The organism is Bacteroidota bacterium (genome assembly GCA_018692315.1).
Lineage (GTDB): Bacteria > Bacteroidota > Bacteroidia > Bacteroidales > JABHKC01 > JABHKC01.
Genome location: JABHKC010000018.1, coordinates 1 through 19245 on the forward strand (window position 1 = coordinate 1; position 19245 = coordinate 19245).

Annotated in this window: 11 protein-coding genes; 6 read left to right on the forward strand and 5 right to left on the reverse strand. The window is 30.7% G+C overall.

Going from position 1 to position 19245, the window contains the following annotated elements:
- Positions 1-620 (forward strand): T9SS type A sorting domain-containing protein (locus HN894_01200; protein MBT7141923.1); only part of this gene is annotated, 620 nt, incomplete at its 5' end.
- An 85-nt stretch (positions 621-705) separates the two neighbouring features.
- On the opposite strand, the gene HN894_01205 is transcribed toward HN894_01200, so the two are convergent.
- The 3 genes from HN894_01205 to ygfK all read right to left on the reverse strand — a co-directional run bounded on the left by HN894_01205 (position 706) and on the right by ygfK (position 6380).
- The gene (locus HN894_01205) at positions 706-1470 is read right to left on the reverse strand and encodes a metallophosphoesterase (protein MBT7141924.1); all 765 of its coding nucleotides are present in this window, start codon (positions 1468-1470) and stop codon (positions 706-708) included.
- A gap of 4 nt (positions 1471-1474) precedes the next feature.
- A complete protein-coding gene (locus tag HN894_01210; GenBank protein ID MBT7141925.1) occupies positions 1475-3004 on the reverse strand; it encodes an OmpA family protein in 1530 nt (509 codons plus the stop codon).
- 64 nt (positions 3005-3068) lie between these two features.
- Positions 3069-6380 carry a putative selenate reductase subunit YgfK gene (gene ygfK / locus HN894_01215; protein MBT7141926.1) on the reverse strand — a complete coding sequence of 1104 codons (3312 nt, stop codon included), beginning with the start codon at positions 6378-6380 and terminating at the stop codon, positions 3069-3071.
- Between the two features lie 201 nt (positions 6381-6581).
- On the opposite strand from ygfK, the gene HN894_01220 reads away from it, so the two are divergent.
- From HN894_01220 to HN894_01235, 4 genes are all read left to right on the forward strand, one after another.
- Entirely contained in the window at positions 6582-6815 is a 234-nt protein-coding gene (locus HN894_01220; GenBank protein ID MBT7141927.1) for a hypothetical protein, read from the forward strand.
- The gene (locus HN894_01225) at positions 6812-7114 is read left to right on the forward strand and encodes a type II toxin-antitoxin system RelE/ParE family toxin (protein ID MBT7141928.1); all 303 of its coding nucleotides are present in this window, start codon (positions 6812-6814) and stop codon (positions 7112-7114) included. The genes HN894_01220 and HN894_01225 overlap by 4 nt, the downstream gene beginning before the upstream one ends.
- 67 nt (positions 7115-7181) lie before the next feature.
- The gene (locus HN894_01230) at positions 7182-8462 is read left to right on the forward strand and encodes a hypothetical protein (protein MBT7141929.1); all 1281 of its coding nucleotides are present in this window, start codon (positions 7182-7184) and stop codon (positions 8460-8462) included.
- Between the two features lie 391 nt (positions 8463-8853).
- Entirely contained in the window at positions 8854-11751 is a 2898-nt protein-coding gene (locus tag HN894_01235; protein MBT7141930.1) for a hypothetical protein, read from the forward strand.
- A 3-nt stretch (positions 11752-11754) separates the two neighbouring features.
- On the opposite strand, the gene dnaB is transcribed toward HN894_01235, so the two are convergent.
- Both dnaB and HN894_01245 read right to left on the reverse strand, forming a co-directional pair.
- Positions 11755-13308, reverse strand: coding sequence for a replicative DNA helicase (gene dnaB, locus HN894_01240; GenBank protein MBT7141931.1), 1554 nt, complete (start codon positions 13306-13308; stop codon positions 11755-11757).
- A gap of 159 nt (positions 13309-13467) precedes the next feature.
- Positions 13468-14748, reverse strand: a complete 1281-nt coding sequence (locus tag HN894_01245; protein ID MBT7141932.1) for an MFS transporter — start codon at positions 14746-14748, stop codon at positions 13468-13470.
- 683 nt (positions 14749-15431) lie between these two features.
- Here HN894_01245 and HN894_01250 point away from each other — a divergent pair.
- Positions 15432-19184, forward strand: coding sequence for a PAS domain S-box protein (locus HN894_01250; GenBank protein ID MBT7141933.1), 3753 nt, complete (start codon positions 15432-15434; stop codon positions 19182-19184).
- Positions 19185-19245: the final 61 nt, after the last annotated feature.

The following is a 19245-nucleotide window of genomic DNA, read 5'->3' on the forward strand; positions in this document are numbered from 1 at the left end:
CTGCAAAGAATAATAAATTCTTAAATACAGGAGCAAATATGACAATTGGTATTCCTGAGGATGTTTGGAGTAATCTACCTGAAGTAGGAGATGAAATCCTGGCATATACTTCAGCAGACGAATTAGTAGGTTCGATAGTGTTCGAAGGCGGAAATATTGCCCTACCAGTTTGGGGTAACGATTTCACTACAAACACAATAGATGGAATGGAAAATGATGAAGCAATTACATTGAAATTGTGGAGAGCCTCCACAGAGGAAGTTGAAACAATCGAAGTTTTAAGTTGGACAGAAGGAAATGAGTTTTATTCCGACAATAAAATAAGTATTGTAAAAAATATGATAATTGGTAATTTTGATACCTATTCTTTAGATCAGAATATTCCAAATCCATATTCAGAAACTACTACAATTAGCTTCTACTTACCAGAATCAACAAATGTAAAAATGAATATTTACAATATTTTAGGTGAGTTTGTAGAAGAGATTATATCTCAAGACTACGAAGCCGGTGAACACACTATAGAATTCGACTCTAAAGATTTATCTTCAGGATCTTACTTCTATAAAATTATTACCGACAATTTTGTAGCTACAAAACAAATGAATATTGAAAAATAATCATAAGTTAAAACATTAAAAGAAACACCTGTGCGAATTTCGTACAGGTGTTTTTTTTTGTGATATATTTTAATGCACTATAGTTTTATTTGTTAGTGTCGATTATCTCAAATCTGTTAAATGATAAATGTTCACCATATTTCACATAGCCTAATTGATTAGTAGCCAGCAAAGTTTTTCCAATTCTAAAATCACTAATATTTTTATGATGATGCCCAAAAATCCAATAATCAATATTCGATTTTTCTATCAAATCAAATAGCTCTGTGGCAAAAGCTTGACTCAAAGCATCTCCTTTGTATATTTCAGGGTAGTTCATAAAAGTAGGAACATGATGTGTTACAACTATGGTTTTTTCTTGCATATTATGTTTTAACTCCCTTTCAATAAAAGATTTAGACTCCGAGTGCAAGAAATTATATTTATCTGGTGTAAAAAGTTTTGTATTATCTTTTATTATATGAAAATCGGATAAACTTTGCTGAATAATCCATTGATTGTTATGACTAATCTTTGACCAAAGAGTCGAAAAAATAAGTTTTGCATTTTTAATATCTACTGATGTATTATTAACCAGATAAACATTACTTCTGATTTTTTTATTAAGAATACCTTCATTTTGAGCAATATCTGAATAGTAAAATTCATGATTTCCCGGAACCCAATACGTATATTCATAATTATCGGATAGATAATCGAAAAAATCATTATGATTTTTCAATGCTACAAATGGGACAATATCCCCTGCCAATATCAAAATATCAGCCTTTTTAGTTATGGGATTTTTTATTAGAAATTCCTTATTTTCAACAAATTCCAAATGTAAATCGGAACAATATTGAATTTTCATAATTTCACTTTTTCAAAATAGTAAATTCTACTCTACGATTTTTTTGTTTACCACTTTCGGTTTCATTCGAATTTATTGGATTTTCTTCACCAAAACCTTTAGCAGTTATCCTTTTTTTGTCGATTCCTTTTTTAATGATATAATTTTTGACAGCCTCTGCACGCTCCTCCGACAAAACAAGATTCGATGCAGGCGAGCCAACATTGTCAGTATGTCCATCTATTTGAATTTCCATTAAAGGGCTTTCATTCATTAGATTATAAATTTTATCTAACTCGAAAAACGACTCTTCACGAAGGCTGCTTTTGTTATAATCGAAAAAGATATTGTTCAGACGAATTTTACGACCTACTTCAATTGGTGCTAAAAATAAATCTTTTTTTATTTCCTTAAACTCTTCTATTTCAGTTAAATTCAAATTGTCTGACACAGCAAAATAGCCTTCAGCATTTGCCGAAAAACTATAATTTTCACCATAAGGAAGAATAATTTTATATTCACCATTATTCGGATTACTTTTTGCTACACCACATTCATCACCTACGGCGAGAATCGAATATACAATAGAAGCTTCAACAGGTAGATTTGTTTTCGAGTTGTAAACAACACCTGTAACAATCACTACCGGATCTGGTCTGATTTCCTCTTTCAAGCGAATTCTTACAATATCTCCACGCCGCGAAATTTTATCAGACGAAACCATATAGGCAAATTCCCCACTTACGTCTAAGGAATAGTATGCCTCCCACGCTGCCGAATTTATTGTCTTTCCCAAATTTACAGGCTCGCTCCACTTTTTCCATGAATCGTCGAGACGCTTTGTCATGTATATATCTTTGCTGCCAAATCCGCCTTCCCTATCGCTCGAAAAATACAAGGTTTTTCCGTCAGGAGCTAAAAATGGAGAAATATCGTCAGCCTTTTTTGCATTCACTGTTTTTCCAAGGCTTTTTGGTTTGGTCCATTTTCCACTCTTTTTCAAAAAGCTTATGTACAAATCGCAAATATTTCCATCAATTTTTTCACTAAAATACATCAACAAAACCCGACTGTCGTTCGACAGAAATCCTCCCGAATAATTTCCAACATCAATACTTTCGTAAACCGCAATATTAAGTTTTTCTGGCTCACTCCAGCCTCTTTCTGTTTTATGAATAAACGAAAATCCTTTGCCTATAAGATTTCCTTTTTTATATACTCCCTTTATCAAAACCTTATTCCCGTCTGGTGTAATATTCAGAATATCATTATATTTATTTCGATTGAAGGGATTAATCATTCGTTTAGCAGCTTTCCAATCGTCATTTTCGTCCAGTTCCGAAAACCATATATCCTGACTATCTTCATTCCCAAAAGTGTTTTTAGGGTGATTAACTCTCACAAAGTATATCGTTTTTCCGTCTGGCGAAATTATAGGGCTAACTTCGCTATATTCTGAATTTACAGATTTGCTTAATATTTCCTTATTATATTTTCCTTGCGAAAACACTGAAACACACGTAAATGCAATCAACAATATTGTTATAATTCTCATAATTAATAATTTAATTCTTCATTTTTCTAATGAAATAAAAATACAATAGCAAGAGACTCTTAAATCAAAAATCATATTTCTTTTTTTCAAATTCATATAAATTTTCACATGCTTTGTAAAGAATACTCATTTGTGCAGCAATTTGCAATTTTATTTTATCTGGTTTTTTTGCAAAAAAACTAATATCCTCAATTTTAAAATCGTCAGGATTCAACATCATTTGAAAGTGTGGAGTTATATATATAAATTTCTCATTTTCAATAGCAAAAATATGTCTGTCATTACCATTTTTAAACATAAGAGATTTTCCGTATTCCGAAATATGATAAAAAAATCCTAAATTCGATGCTTCAAAACTTTTTTTAGATAAATGAAATTTTGGTTTATCCTTAAATGGTTGCCCTTTTGTTGGACAGAATGTTGTGCAATTTCCACACTCGTTACACCAATCAGCAATATTCAAAACTTGATATTTCTGGTCAATAACATACTCTTCGTCAGCAACAATGTGCAATTTATTTTCTCTAATTAAAACCATATCGAGATTATATTTTATAGGCTCGGACTGATAAGAATAATTTGCTCTATTCGGACATACCGTAACACAAATATCGCACAATTCATCGCAATACAAACATCTTGAAGCTTCTGTTTTTGCTTGCTTTTTTGTTGAAATTTTTGAATGAAACCCTAAAGAGTTGTTATTCGTTTCCGAATTTTCGGGATAGATTTTTTTTGCTTTTTTTACTAATAAATCATTGTAAGTAAGTTTTTTATTGTCCTTGAAAAAAGCTTTTTGATTTGTTTGAATTTCTTTCTCGAAAATAAAATTTGCAACATTTTTTCCATCGGCAACAGCATCTACTACCGATGATGCACCTCTCAAAGCATCTCCGCCAATCAATACATTTTTCAATTTGGTTTCAAACAAATTTCCTGTTTTTCTGAAAATATCGGTTTTAATAAAATTTATATCAACTTTCTGTCCGATAGCTGCAATAATTGTATCAAAGTTAAATTCTGCCTCAGAGTCTTTAATTTCAACTGGTTTAGGCCTACCTGATTTGTCTTTTCCTGACAATTTCATTCTTGAACAAATCAATTTTATTTCCCCATTCTTATTTCTAAAAATGCTTTTGGGAGCACAAAGTTCGATAATTTTAATACCCTCCTTCATGGCAGTTCTAATCTCATCGTGATCAGCTGGCATTTCCAAAATTGTTCGCCTGTAAATGATAGTTACCTCTGTTTTATTATCATTGAATCTTTTTGCGGTTCGTGCACAATCAATCGCAGTATTTCCACCTCCAATAATTGCAAGTTTTTTACCCAATTCAATATTTTGAACTTCTTTTATTTTTCGCAAAAAACTTAAGGAATCTATTATTGTTTTCGGATTTTCGCCCTTAATATTTAGTTTTTGAGAGTTTACTGCTCCAATTGCAATATATACATATTTGAATTTCTTTCTAATTTCGAGAAAACGTTTTTCTCCAATTTTATAATTGAAATGAATCTTGACACCTAGCAATTTTATACGATCAATATCTTCAAGTATTGTTTTTTGATCGATACGAAATTTTGGTATTACATCGGAAATCATGCCTCCAGGGCTGTCATAACTTTCAAAAATATGTACCTCAAATCCGCTTAGTCGCAAAAAATATGCACATGCCAATCCAGAAGGACCGGCACCAATAATTGCTACTCGAATTTTATTTTCCGTCTCCGGCAAAATCGCAGTATTTTTATCTCCAGTTTCTGCAACGAAACGTTTGATTTCTTTTATCATTAATGACTCATCATAATTTATTCGAGTACATTTTGTTTCGCAAAAATGGTTGCAAATATTCCCAAGCACATTTGGAAAAGGGTTGGTTTTCAAAATGCTATCCATTGCTTTCTGAAAATTACCTTTTGCCGAATGAAACATATATTCAGGGACATCCTGTAAGGTAGAGCAAGCATTTGTGCATGGAGCTTCTATGCAATCAAAATAGGATAATTTCTTGCTCGATTTGATGCTATAATTGACTAATTCATCTTTTTTATACCTCTCATCTTCAACTACTTGTTTCGAGTATATTTTCAAATTTTCTAAAACTGCTTGAGCATTATTTTGATAAATATTTTGGGCTTTTTTTTGAATAAAATCTTTAATATTTTCAGCCTTCAATTTTTTGAAATTCGAATTAATTTCTTCAAAATATTGAGATAATCGCATATAGCCACCGGGCTTCAACAAATCGGAACATACAGTAATTGTACTAAAACCACAGGCTATAACTTCCGAAATATTAAAAGCATCGATACCTGCAGAAAATGACAAATCTAATTTCCCGCCAAAATCGTTTTGTAGTTTTTTTGCAAGGTTTATTGAAATTGGATGCAAAGCTCTACCACTCAAATACATCATTTTCTGACTTTTGTCGAAAACAGTTTTGTTGTTTTTGGTTTCAAGTGTGTTACTGATTTTTAAGCTGAATTTAAGATTATTTTTTGTAGCCGATTCTTGAACTTTGCTGATGATTTTTAAAGCATCCTGATACTTCAAATCGTGCTCGAAAGCACTATCGGGGACAACTGCTTGAAATTTAAGTTTTTCATTCAAAATACTGCGTAATTCTTTTTTTCCAACTAAAGTTGGATTAAGTTTTATTGTAGTGTGCAGTTTTCGTTTTTCGACAAAATATAGTGCAATTTGTTCAATTTCGTCTGGTGGACAACCATGCATTGTAGAAATTGTAACATTATTCGAAATTTGCGATGGAATATTTATTTCAGATATCTCAGGGTAAATATTTTTAATCGAATCAAGCATTTCAGCTAAGTCTTCACTACAATTCTCAATTTTGTTTAAAAACCATTGTACATTTTCGTTTAAAATCCCTTCGAGATTATAACCAACGCTGATATTAAAAATGGTTCCAATGCTCCTTCCCTGCCCTATTTTTTCATTCAAAATATGAATCAGTATCCATGCTTTCAAATACTCGTCGAAGCTTTGCTTTATTCGCAATTCCTGCGACCATTCGCAGTTGTAGCCCTCGTCTTGCATATCAATACAAGGTTTAGAAACATCAAGTTCATCGAGAGTTTGTATTGTTTTCAACTCAATAAATCTTGCTCCGCAAAGCCATGCCGAAACAATATTTTGAGCCAATTGAGAATGTGGTCCTGCAGCAACACCAACTGGATTGTCGAGAGTTTGACCACATCTGTTTGTTTCTAAAGCATTTTTCTCTTTTGAGATATAAAATAAATCTTTCGGAATACCAAAAATATTGCCTTCTTTGAAATGCCTATCAATATTTTGAACTAATCTTTTGAGCGAAACCGTATGGAATATATCTGTTTTTGAAAAATCAAATATCATAAATTCATTTCTTTAAATATCCAAAATTAGCTATTATTTTGATTTTAGTTGAATAAATAGGCTAAGTTTCATATTTTTGTAGAAAATGGAAAAACGATTTGGAATTTTAGAAATTATTAAGTTAATGAGATTCCAAATTTCCTGAGGATTAATGACTATTAAAATTTAAAAATAATGTACTTAACCAACGAATATTAAATTATGACATACAATATAAAAATATTAAATGACAGTACACCTCAAGCAAAAAGTTTACTTATGATGCTGAAATCTTTAGCAATAGATTATGATTTTTTGCAAATAGAACAGGAAGATGAGAATAATTTATCAACAGATTTAATGGAAGAATTAGATTATCGTTACGAACATTTTGTTACTCATGCGAATGAATACAAAGATTGGGATACAATAAAACATAAATATATGAAAAAATGAATATAAAAATATCTCCTTTTGCAGAGCAGGATTTAGAAAGATCAATAAAATGGTATAATTCTGAAAAAGATGAGCTCGGGAACGAATTTGCAAAAGAAATATCCCATATATTTGAACGTATTAGAACAAATTCGCTACAATTCCCAAAAGAATACAGAAAAATGCAAAAAGCAAAAACCAAAAAGTTTCCTTTCAATGTTTTTTTTGTAGTAAAAGAAAAAAGTGTTTATATTCTTGGAATTTTTCATTCAAGCAGAAATCCTAATATTATGAAAAGTCAGTACAAAAATACCAAATAATATAATCACATGTATAGATACTTCCATTGTAATATATTAATAGTTAGTACTAATTAAAAGTTAAATTATGAATAGACACTTAAATTTATACAACTTCTTCAACAATCACGAAAAAGAATATATAGAAGATAATCTTTCTCGAGCTTTTGCAATTAGCTTAAAATATGACAATCAATTTTTGGATAATGTTTTAAAGTATTTGCTTCCTGAATATATTTACTCAGATTTATTTAATACAGATCAACCCAATTATAAATTAGAAATTGATATTCAAAAAGATACAAACCAATTAGAAGGTTTTGACAACATTATAGCTATTGCTTGTAGCGGAACTGAAATAGTAGATTTCAATAAATATAATACACGAACAACAAACAACCCAATAACTGATGTTTGTATAGAAATAAATAATACTTGTTTAATATTTGAATTCAAACGCACAAACGAAGATCCTGCATCTCAATTAAAAGGTCAAGCTGAAAAAATTAAAGAACTATCAGAAAGTGATAATGAAATAGTTTATTTTGATTTTAATTGGAAGAAAATAATAAAATTATTATTAAATGTTTTATCCTTTCAAAAGCAAATTAATCAAGAAAATGCTTTTACAAAAGACTTTGTTGAATTTTTAGAAAATAAACATCCTTATTGGTTTCCCCACAGACTACTCAAGAATATTATCTATACTAGAAATGAAAACAATCCTAATTTTTATTATTTAGGACGTAGATTAAATGAAATAAAAGACCAAGTTTATGGTAGTGAGTTTACAAAAAGTATTGGAACAAAATATAATAGGTATATAATATCAAAAAATTTTGGTTGGGCAAATGAATTTCACATCGGATACACAGAACGTGAAAATCAAATAAATATTAGCGTATATCCTGGAGATACAAAATCACAAGGGTGGCACTTTTTTAAACCGAATAAACAAATATTTTTTCCTGAAAGAATTAATAAATATCCTACATATACAAAATATTATCTCAAATTTAGTCATTTTAATTCTGGTTTATTTTGGTTAATGCCTAATGAAAATGAAGTAAAAAGGACACATACTTATGATTTTTTTAAAAGGTTTGCAGGTCGTTGGAAAAAACACAAATGGGAAAAATTTAAACTTGAATTAGATATATATATTCCAAATTGGATAAATAATTGTGATTGGAATTCTCAATTCGAAAATACAAACAGGAGTTACTTTGATTTATCAATTGGAACCTATTTAGCTGTTTATATTCCTTATGATAAAGCCAAAGAAACAGATAATGATTTTTTACACAGCAATTTAGCGAATGAAATAAAAACAGTAATAGAAACAATTGAAAAAATAGTAAACAAATAACCAGGTGCTGAAATTTCCAGAAAATCCTATTTTCTAGTCGTTTAATATAATTTAAACTTTAATTACTTCTTGAAAGTTTGAAACTAGCATGTTTATTTTGAAGTATTTTTTATCCTATATATTTAATAAAAAAATAAGGTTAATAAGGTTGATTGTTCTTGTTGCATTAGTTTTCTACTTAGGTTAAAACTTTGAAAATACTTGTGCTGAACTTGTTGAAGTAAGGTTTTAAAACCTTATCATTTGGTTCAATCCTTAATAGAAATGAACAAGAAAACACTGTTTAAACCTTAATAATCTTATTAAATGTTGAATGAAATTACTCTTAATAAAAAACCATCAAAATTAACACCCCAGTTTGAAACTTTCTAAAAGTTTTATGAAATAAAATATGCAAAACAATTTTTTATCAAATGTAGCAACATTCATTTTTCAAAATCACAAAGAAAATCTGTCAGATTTGTACATTGTTTTTCCGAATAATCGTGCAAAATTATTTTTCCAAAAATATCTTTCAACTCTGAGCGATAAACCAATTTGGTCGCCAACAATTCTCAGTATTTCTGCACTTTTTCAGAAGTATTCAGAATATCAAATTTCCAATAATTTAGTGCTAATATTTGAGCTGTATAAAATATTTCAGCAAGAAAAAATTGCACAGGAGAAATTCGATGAGTTTTATTATTGGGGCGAAATGCTTCTAAAAGATTTTGATGATATTGATAAAAATTTGGTCGATGCAAAAAATCTATTTCAAGATTTATCATCAATCAAAGATATTGAAAATAGATTTTATTATTTGTCTGAAGAACAAATACTTGCTATTAAACAATTTTGGAGCAGTTTCAAGCCTCCGAAAATATCTGATCATCAGGCAGATTTTATTGAAATTTGGCATGTTCTCTACGATGTATATTCAAAATTTAAGAAGCATTTGCAAACCAAATCTTTGGCATACGAAGGAATGCTTTATAAAAATACTGCCGAAAAAATTATTGATGGGAACCAATTAGAAATTGAATTTGATAAGGTGATTTTTGTTGGTTTTAATGCAATAAATCCTTGCGAAGAAATTCTTTTTAATCATTTGAAAAAACGTCAAATAGCTGAGTTTTATTGGGACTTCGATTCCTATTATGTGAACGATAAAAAACAAGAAGCCGGAATTTTTATTAGAAAAAACTTGAAACAATTTCCACCGCCCAAAGAATTTGTGGAAAAGCATGATGATAAAAACTCTCAGGCTTTATTTAATTCTTTTGGCCATGAAAAACATATTGAATTTATCAGTTCGCCTTCCGATTTTACTCAAGCCAAAATTGCTCATAAAATATTAGATAAAAACTTTACAGAGTCAGATTTTTTTGACACAAAAACCGCTCTGGTTCTTGCCGATGAAAATTTGTTGCAGCCTGTGCTGAATTCAATTCCCGAGCATATTTCTTCTATAAATGTTACTATGGGTTTTCCAGTGAAATCTACACCGGCTTTTAGTTTAATTCAGCATTTGTTCGAGCTACAAAAAAATGCTACGAGCGACACAAATGGAAAAATTTCCTATTATTTCAAGGATATTCTAGCTTTATTGAAACATCAATATATCAATCAGTTTTCTGCTGAATTTTCAGAAAAAATTATTGAGCTTATTAATTTAAAAAATAGAAGCTTTATTCCTGAGAGCAGGCTGCATGCAAATGAATTGTTGAAAAAAATATTTGTAAAAGCTGATAGTTTTGATGATTTTTCCGAATATTTGCTAAATATTCTTCATTCAATTTTCTCTCATTTTAGCACAAATGACACTTCAAAATTTCAAATAGAAAAAGAATATTTATATCAAATATATTTAAGTATCAAGCAATTGAACGATATTTTGCTTGGGCAGCAATTCGAAATTGATACAAAAACATATATTTCTCTTCTTAAACAAATAATCAAAAACCTGAGAGTACCATTTTTTGGCGAGCCACTGACCGGTCTTCAAATTATGGGAATATTGGAAACCAGAGTGTTAGATTTCGAAAATGTAATAATTCTTTCGATGAATGAGGGGAAACTTCCAGCAATAAAATCGTCATCGTCCTTCATTCCTTTCAATCTACGAAAAGGATTTGGGATGTCCACCATTCAACACAATGATGCAATTTATGCTTATTATTTCTACAATTTAATTCAGCGTGCAAAAAACATTTACCTTGTTTATCATACTCAATCGTCTGGAACCGAAAAAAACGAAAAAAGTAGATTTTTGCATCAACTAAAATTTGAATCTGATTTTCAAATTACTGAAAAAAACATTTCTTACAACATTAATATTCAGAAAAAAGAAGAAATTTCGGTGCCATGGTCAGCACAAATTGGCGAAGAAATTAATAAATTTATATCCCCAAACGGACAAAAATACCTTTCGCCAAGTGCCATAAATTTGTTTTTAGATTGCAAGCTAAAATTCTATTTCCAACATATTGCAAAAATGAAGGTTTCCGAGACTTTGCTCGAAGAAATTGACGCTATAATGTTTGGAAATATTTTGCATAAAACCATTGATATTCTTTACGAACCATTCAAAAACAAAAAAGTCAGCGATAACAATTTGGATGCAATTTTAAAAAACAAAGATTTGGTTGATAAAGCAATTAAAATGGCATTTCAAAAGGAATATTTCAAAACTGGCAAAAACGAAGAAATCGCAGAACCGGAAATTCAAGGCAGAAATATTATAATTTTTGAAGTGATAAAAAAATATGTACGACAGATTGTTAAAATTGATAAGCACAAAACTCCGTTCGAAATTGTTGGCTTGGAAGATAAATTTAAAATTCAATTTCCAATAAAATCGGCAGATGTCGATTTGAAAATTAACCTTGGCGGGACAATAGATAGAATTGATGATTTTGCCAACATAAGGCGAATTATTGACTATAAAACCGGTCAGGTAAAATTGAGTTTTAAGTCGATTGAATCTTTATTTATTAGCGATGACAATAAACGAAACAATGCAGCTTTTCAAACTTTTTTGTATTGTCTGATGTATAAAAACCAAACAAACTATGGTGGAGTTTTAGTGCCCGGCTTATATTTCACCAAAGAGCTTTTCAACAAAAATTTCGATTATAATATTAAAATGAACAAAAATCAAATTTTGAATTATAAGGACTATGCGAATGAGTTTGAAAATCGCCTGCAAAATCTACTTCTCGAAATTTTCGATAGAAATTTGATTTTTGAACAAACAAAAAATAGCGATTTGTGTAAATATTGCGATTATTCTAATATTTGCGGGAAATAAATCTTAAAAAGGAGCCGATTGATCATTATCTTTTTCTTTAAAAATATCATTAGTTGGGAAATTATCAGTTGTACCTGAACCTTCTTCCTGGCTATTAAATTTTGAGGGTACGCTAACTGTATTTTCGGAATATACCGGATTTCCTGCATTTGCAAAAATATTAAAATCAACATCAACGAATTTTGCAAAATGCGGCAAGAATTTAAGATTTACAGTTTCAGTAGCTCCATTTCTGTGTTTTGCAATTATAATTTCAGCTACACCTTTTAGAGAATTTCCTTCTTTGTCGGCATCAAGTCCATAATATTCCGGGCGATGAATAAAAACCACCATATCAGCATCTTGCTCTATAGCACCCGATTCTCTCAAATCTGAAAGCATTGGTCTTTTGTGAATTCCTGTCCGAGCTTCCACACCTCTATTTAGCTGCGATAGTGCAATTATTGGAACGTCAAGCTCTTTTGCGAGAGCCTTTAGCGATCGAGAAATTATGCTTACTTCTTGCTCTCGATTTCCTCGGTTCATATCAATACCGGCAGTCATAAGCTGGAGATAATCAATCATTATCAATTCAACTTTTTTCTTCTGCTTCAACAGTCTTCGGCATTTTGCCCGTAATTCAAAAATTGAAATTGCCGGCGTATCATCAATAAAAATTGACGCTTCCTGTAAGCTGGATATTTTCTTTTCGAGCTGTTCCCACTCAAAACCTTCCAATTTTCCATTTCTGATTTTTTCGGAAGCTAATTCTGTTTCTGAAACTATTAGTCTGTTTACAAGCTGCACGGCTGACATTTCGAGAGAAAAAATTGCTACGGAATGACCAAGCTCAACCGAAATATTTCTTGCTAAGGATAAAATAAAAGCAGTTTTTCCCATCGATGGTCTGGCTGCTATAATTATCAAATCGGATTTTTGCCAACCCGAGGTAATCCTATCAATATTTGTAAAACCCGAAGGTACGCCGCTATATTCTTTAGAATTTTTTCCAGCTTCCTCAATTCTCTTAATAGCTTCATCTACAAGCGGTTTAATCTCCTGAGTTTCTTTTTTGATATTTCCTTCAGAAATTTTAAAAAGTTCGGATTCAGAAAAATTCAAAAGTTCGAGAATATCATTATTCTCATCATAAGCTTTTCTTTGAATTTCGCTCGAAACACGTATCAGCTCTCGTTGAATATATTTTTGTACGACAATTCTGGCATGGAAATTTACGTGTGCAGCCGAACCAATTCTACTTGTCAATTGTGTAATATAAAATGGCCCGCCTACTTCATCAAGTTCGTTGTTTCTTCTTAACTGCTCTGTAACTGTAAGTATATCAATTGATTCGTTTGCTGAAGCTAATTGAAAAATTGCTTTATATATTTTTTGATGTTGCTCTTTATAAAAACTTTCGGGTTTTAAAAGTTCTATCACAGAATCGATTGCATTAGACTCAAGCATTAAAGCACCGAGCACAACTTCTTCTACATCAACTGCTTGCGGAGGAAGCTTACCTATTAATGATTGCTGATTTTCCGGAGATTTTGAATCGAAACTTTTTTTTGAACTCATTTGAATTTCTATTTAGATAAAATTTACAAAATTATAATATTGCCAAACTTATGAATATCAATTTTGCCAAAGTTATGAACATGTCGTTTTTTGACATTTAACTAATCATAAAATATGTTCAAAAACGACTTATTTTCAGTAGTATAGTTTGTTGATAATTTATTTCGATTTTTTTAAAGACCAAAACATCATGCCAATTGCAAAAACTAATGACACTATTGCAATAATAAAATTGCCTGAAAAACCAATTTTATTGTAAAAATATATTCCAATAATCGGGGCAAACGCAGCCCTAACACCTGTCAGAGTCAGATGAATTGACTGATACTGACCAGCATCTTCATTCTTGCAAAAATAAGCCGAACCTATGAACCAAAGCAAAGCCATAGTTGCAGCAAAAATTCCATAGAAAAAAAACGATAGAAGAAGCGAATAATAGATTTTAATATCAAAAACTATGAAGTGTTGTGGCATATATTCAGTAATTGTCATAAATACAAAATATAGCAGTAATGCGGAATAAGTGATTATTGCAAATTTTCGTGGATCGATTTTTCCAAGAAGTTTCCCAAAAAATGGCAATAAAACAATTGCAAGAATATTGTAGGCATTTTTGTAAAAAGCAACACTCGAATAATTCAAATTCAGTGCTTTATCAAAAAAAATGGTTATCACCGAAACCGAAACCATAAACGAAAATCCGTAGAGCATAAAACCAATTTCAAAATCGCGATATGGCTTGTTTTTTTGAATTATATCAATCATATTATTTATTGACTCAGCAATGGTTTTCCAAAATTTTTTCCTATTCAAGTTTACTGGGATTTCCTCATATTTTATTCTAGAAAGAAGGTTTATTGAAATTATACCAAGCAAACCGAGAAAAGGATATATGTACACGAAGGCATAATTGTCGTAATCGAGCAAGAAACCGAAAAAGAATGTTGAAATTAGTAATACAATTTTGTTGACAGAAGTAGCATAGCTATATAATTTTCCAAAATTATGATGAGAATAATTGCTCTTCAAAAATGCGTTTATTGTAGGAAGAACAATTGTAGAAGCAAGAAAATAGACAAAAAATATTGCAAGAAAAATGTAGTGATAGTACGAACTTCCAAGCATTTCTTCGCTGTTGCTCGGAAAAAACATTAATAAAACTAATGGCAGACGTGTTGAAAATGAAATAATTCGCAGCAGCTTTTTTTTGTTTTGAATTCTTTTCAAAATTTCCATTAGAAAAATTGAAAACAAAAAAACAACTACAGAAAACTGAAATAAAAAACTTAGCTGATAATCAGTTCCGAGTAAGCTTTTTATAAATACAAATTCGTTTAAGACTAAGATTCCGGCAATTATTCCTTCAATAATGGAATATGCCAAATGAAGTTTGAAAGTTCTACGCTCCTCTCCTACTACATCTTTCAGATATATATTCATTTACAGTCGATTGAAAAATTTGCAAAGATAATATGCTTTTTGCATCTAATAAATTATAAATTATTAATACTTAATATGTAGTTTATCAGGCTGTTTTATCAATAATAGATTATTATTTAATATTTTTATTTGCAATAAGAAAACTTAGAGTATTAAAGTTTTTATCCTCCTTGATTCAACAATTTTAAGAAATTATATTTTTTAAAATAATTCCAACTAAGATATTGGTTTTCTATAACTTTTGTTAATATTTGATTATTACAAACACGTAAAAATGTTTTTAAATTAATCAAATTTTTTTTACCTTTGGAAGGTTTGACTTTGATTATTGGAAATTTTAAGAAATTAAGAATTATTGTTATAGGAAATATTAAAATAGGACAAAACAGTAACTTACATAATTATGTTGGAAGAATTATGGAACAAAACAAGAAAGATGATAATGCTATCATTGCATAAATTACCATATCTCATCAAGAAGATCGCAAAAAACTCCTGAAACAGACTATAATAATTATATTTCAAAACCAAAAATATGAATAAATCTATGAGGAAGTTGAAAAATATTTGTGAAAGTAGTTATTAGGTTGTCATTAATTATCATTTGCAGTACGAAAACAGTATAGTACGAGATAAATGACATGAAGTAAATAACTCGAAATTTGCTCAAAAAATATTAAAATATGGAAAATCTTGATAACAAAACTAAAGATCAACATCAAAAACACTTAGTTGATGGGAAATATTCATTTAAGGATTTAGTTGATATAGACCAGTTACGTGCGGTGTTCGAACGATTCTCGAAGGCCACAGGATTTACCACAGGACTTATTTCATATCCCAATCAGGAGTTACTTATCCGTACAGGTTGGAGGGATATTTGCACCAAGTACCACCGTAGTTTATCCAACTCGGAAATTCACTGCAAGCAAAGCAATTTGGAACTTACCTCTTTGCTGAATGAGCAAAAGTCACTAAACATCAAACACTGCGAAAATGGGTTAATAGATGGTGCTACACCAATTATCATTAAGGGCACACACGTAGCAAATCTTGTTACAGGCCAGATACTTTTCGAAAAACCTGATATTAAACAGTTCAGAAAACAAGCTGAAACCTATGGTTACAATGTGGATACTTACCTCGAAGCACTTAAAAAGGTTCCGGTTGTATCAGAAAGGAAATTCAAAGAAGTAATGGAATTTTTATCTGAAATGGCAGTAATGCTTGCCGAGCAGGGATTAGTCGAACTACAAAGTCGTGAGGCTGCTCAAACCATTTTTGAGAGCGAAGAAAGGTTCAAACGACTTTTTAATAATTTAGGTGAGGCTGTTTTTGTTGCTGAAATTGGTTTTATTAACAGGGGACAAATTTTGGAAATTAATCCTGCAGCAGAAAAACAAACAGGCTACTCAAGAAATGAACTAATTGGTATGAATATAGCGAAAGATCTTGCCATTCCTAAATCCGGAGAGATCAGTCTTGATGAATGGGACACAAACTTGTTAAATGGTGAGCCCATTACTACTACTGAGAAAAAAAGGAGAAAGGATGGAACTCAATACTGGGTAGAAGTTATTGTTACACCGATTGAATATAAGGGTATAAAAGCATGTTTATCAATAAACCGAGACATCACCAAGCAAAAGAAAGCAGAGGATGAGTTGAAAGAAAGTGAAAAACGATATAGAACCCTCACAGAAGCAGCTCAGGATTCTGTTTTCATCATCGACCGCCAAGATAATATTACATTTGTAAATTCCTATGGAGCGAGTCTGTTTGGACAATTACCGAAAGATATAATTGGGAAACCACGCAAAATGATGTTTCCTCCTGAGGTATTTGAAAGCCAAAAGATAGATCTTCAACAAGTATTCAAATCCGGCAAGCCAATAATAAAAGATGCTAAAATTTCATATGGAAAACATGAAGTATGGCAAAGTACACGTTTAGTTCCGTTAAAGAGCGACACAGGCGAAATTTATGCCGTATTAGGTATTTCACGTGACATCACCGACCTCAAGTACACGGAATCAGCATTGAAGGAAAGCGAACGATTCCATCGGGTACTCCTGGATGATATGGTAACTTTTGTTACAGTTTTAAAACCGAACGGAGAAGTGATTTTTGTTAATAATACAACTCTAAAAGTTGGAGGACTAAGACTTGAAGATGTTGTGGGCAAGAAATATTACAATTGTGCATGGTGGACCCATTCGGAAGAAGTCCGCCAAACTGTAAAAAAATTTGTTGAGCAATGTGGGTGTGGCGAGACCTTAATCCACGACATACAGATTCGTAAAGCTGATGGTTCTTTAATGTGGATTGAGTTTAGCATGCATCCTATTTTTGACGAGGATGGTAGTGTTAAATATCTTATTCCTGAAGGGCGCAACATTAGTGTACGAAAAAAAGCAGAAGAAGATATTTCAAAACTATCTATTGCTGTAGCACAAAGCCCTTCAGTAATTGCAATCACAGATTTAAAGGGAAACTTAGAATATGTGAATCCTAAATTTACTGATCTTACCGGATATACTTTTGAAGAAGCCATAGGTCAAAATCCAAAAATTTTGAAATCAGATTATCAATCTGATGTAGTTTATAAAGAATTATGGAAAACAATTACTTCAGGTAAAGAGTGGCGGGGAGAATTTCACAATAAAAAGAAAGACGGAGAACTATTTTGGGAAGCTGCATCTGTTTCTCCGATTATAGACAAACAAGGAAAAACAATTAGTTATATAAAAGTTGCTGAAGATATTACTGAACGAAAACGAGCCGAGCAAATTCAAAAGGTATTATACAATATTTCCAATGCAGCTATCACCACTGATAATCTTAAAAAATTAATTGATCTGATACGTAAAGAGCTTGGGACAATCATTGATACAACAAATTTTTATGTAGCCTTGTACAATGAAAAAACAAATGAATTTTCATTACCATTTCATATAGACAAATTTGATAAAATCGTAACATTTTCGGCAGAAAAAACACTAACAGCTTATGTGGTAAAAAACAAAAAATCACTATTGGCAACAAAAGAGGTGAAAAATAATCTAGTTCAATCAGGTGAAGTTGAATTAATTGGGACAGATTCAGAAGTTTGGCTGGGAGTACCACTTAAAATTGAAGGAAAAGTAACAGGAGTTTTTGCAGTACAAAATTATACAGATAAAAATACATTTAACGAATCCGATTTGAAAATGCTTGAATTTGTATCTGACCAGATCAGTATTTCAATAGATAGGAAAAAGGCCGTAGAGGATTTGATTATCGCATTAAAAAAAGCCGAAGAAAGCGACCGTCTTAAAACCGCCTTTTTACAAAATGTAAGCCATGAGATACGCACACCAATGAATGGTATTCAAGGCTTTATTGAATTATTAAAAGAACCAAATCTTTCTGGCGACGAACAGCAAGAATTCTTAAGAATTATTCAGCAAAGTGGCAACCGCATGCTGAAAACTATTAAAGATTTGATGGATATTTCATTGATAGAATCAGGACAGGTGAAGATTTCTGTTTCAGAAATAAATTTAAACAAACAAAACGAAAACTTTTATAATATATATAAAACTGAAGTTGAAGAAAAAGGAATGAACCTTATCATTATAAATACATTAGGTGATCAAAATGCAAATATTAAAACTGATGTTGAGAAACTAATTGTAATACTGACCCACTTATTAAAAAATGCAATTAAGTATTCTAATAAAGGCATAATTGAATTAGGATATTTCCTTAAAACAAATAAAGAACCTAACGAACTGGAATTTTATATTAAGGACGAAGGTATTGGAATTGCCAAAAATAGACAGAAAGCTATTTTTGATCGTTTTATACAATCCGATATTTCTGAATCAAAACTGTATGAAGGAGCAGGTTTGGGTTTATCTATATCGAAAGCATATATAGAAATGCTTGGAGGTAAAATTTGGGTAAAATCCGAATTAGGTATGGGTTCGATTTTTCATTTTACGATTCCTTATAATGCAGGAATAAATGCAATTAGCAAAAATGCATATAAAATATTCAATTCAAATTCAGAATTTAAGATTAAAAATTTGAAAATATTGATTGTTGAAGATGAAGAAGAAATTGATTTGTATCTTAGCTTAATATTAAAAAATCTGTGCAAAGAAATTTTACATTCAAAAACTGGAAAAGATGCTGTTGAAATATGTTTTAATAATCCTGATATTGACATGATTTTAATGGATATAAGACTGCCGGATATGAATGGCTATAATGTTACAAGAAAAATCAGAGAGTTTAATAAAAATGTTACCATCATTGCACAAACTGCCTTTGCATTGTCAGGCGATAGAGAAAAAGCAATTGGTTGCGGTTGCAATTATTATATCACAAAACCAATTGTAAAAGATGAACTTGTTGAACTTATTAAAAGTCATTTTAAAGATATTAAATAAGTTCATTTTTTGTTATGCATCACTAATTAGAGTTTGTTTATAAAGTCCCTTTATGACGAAA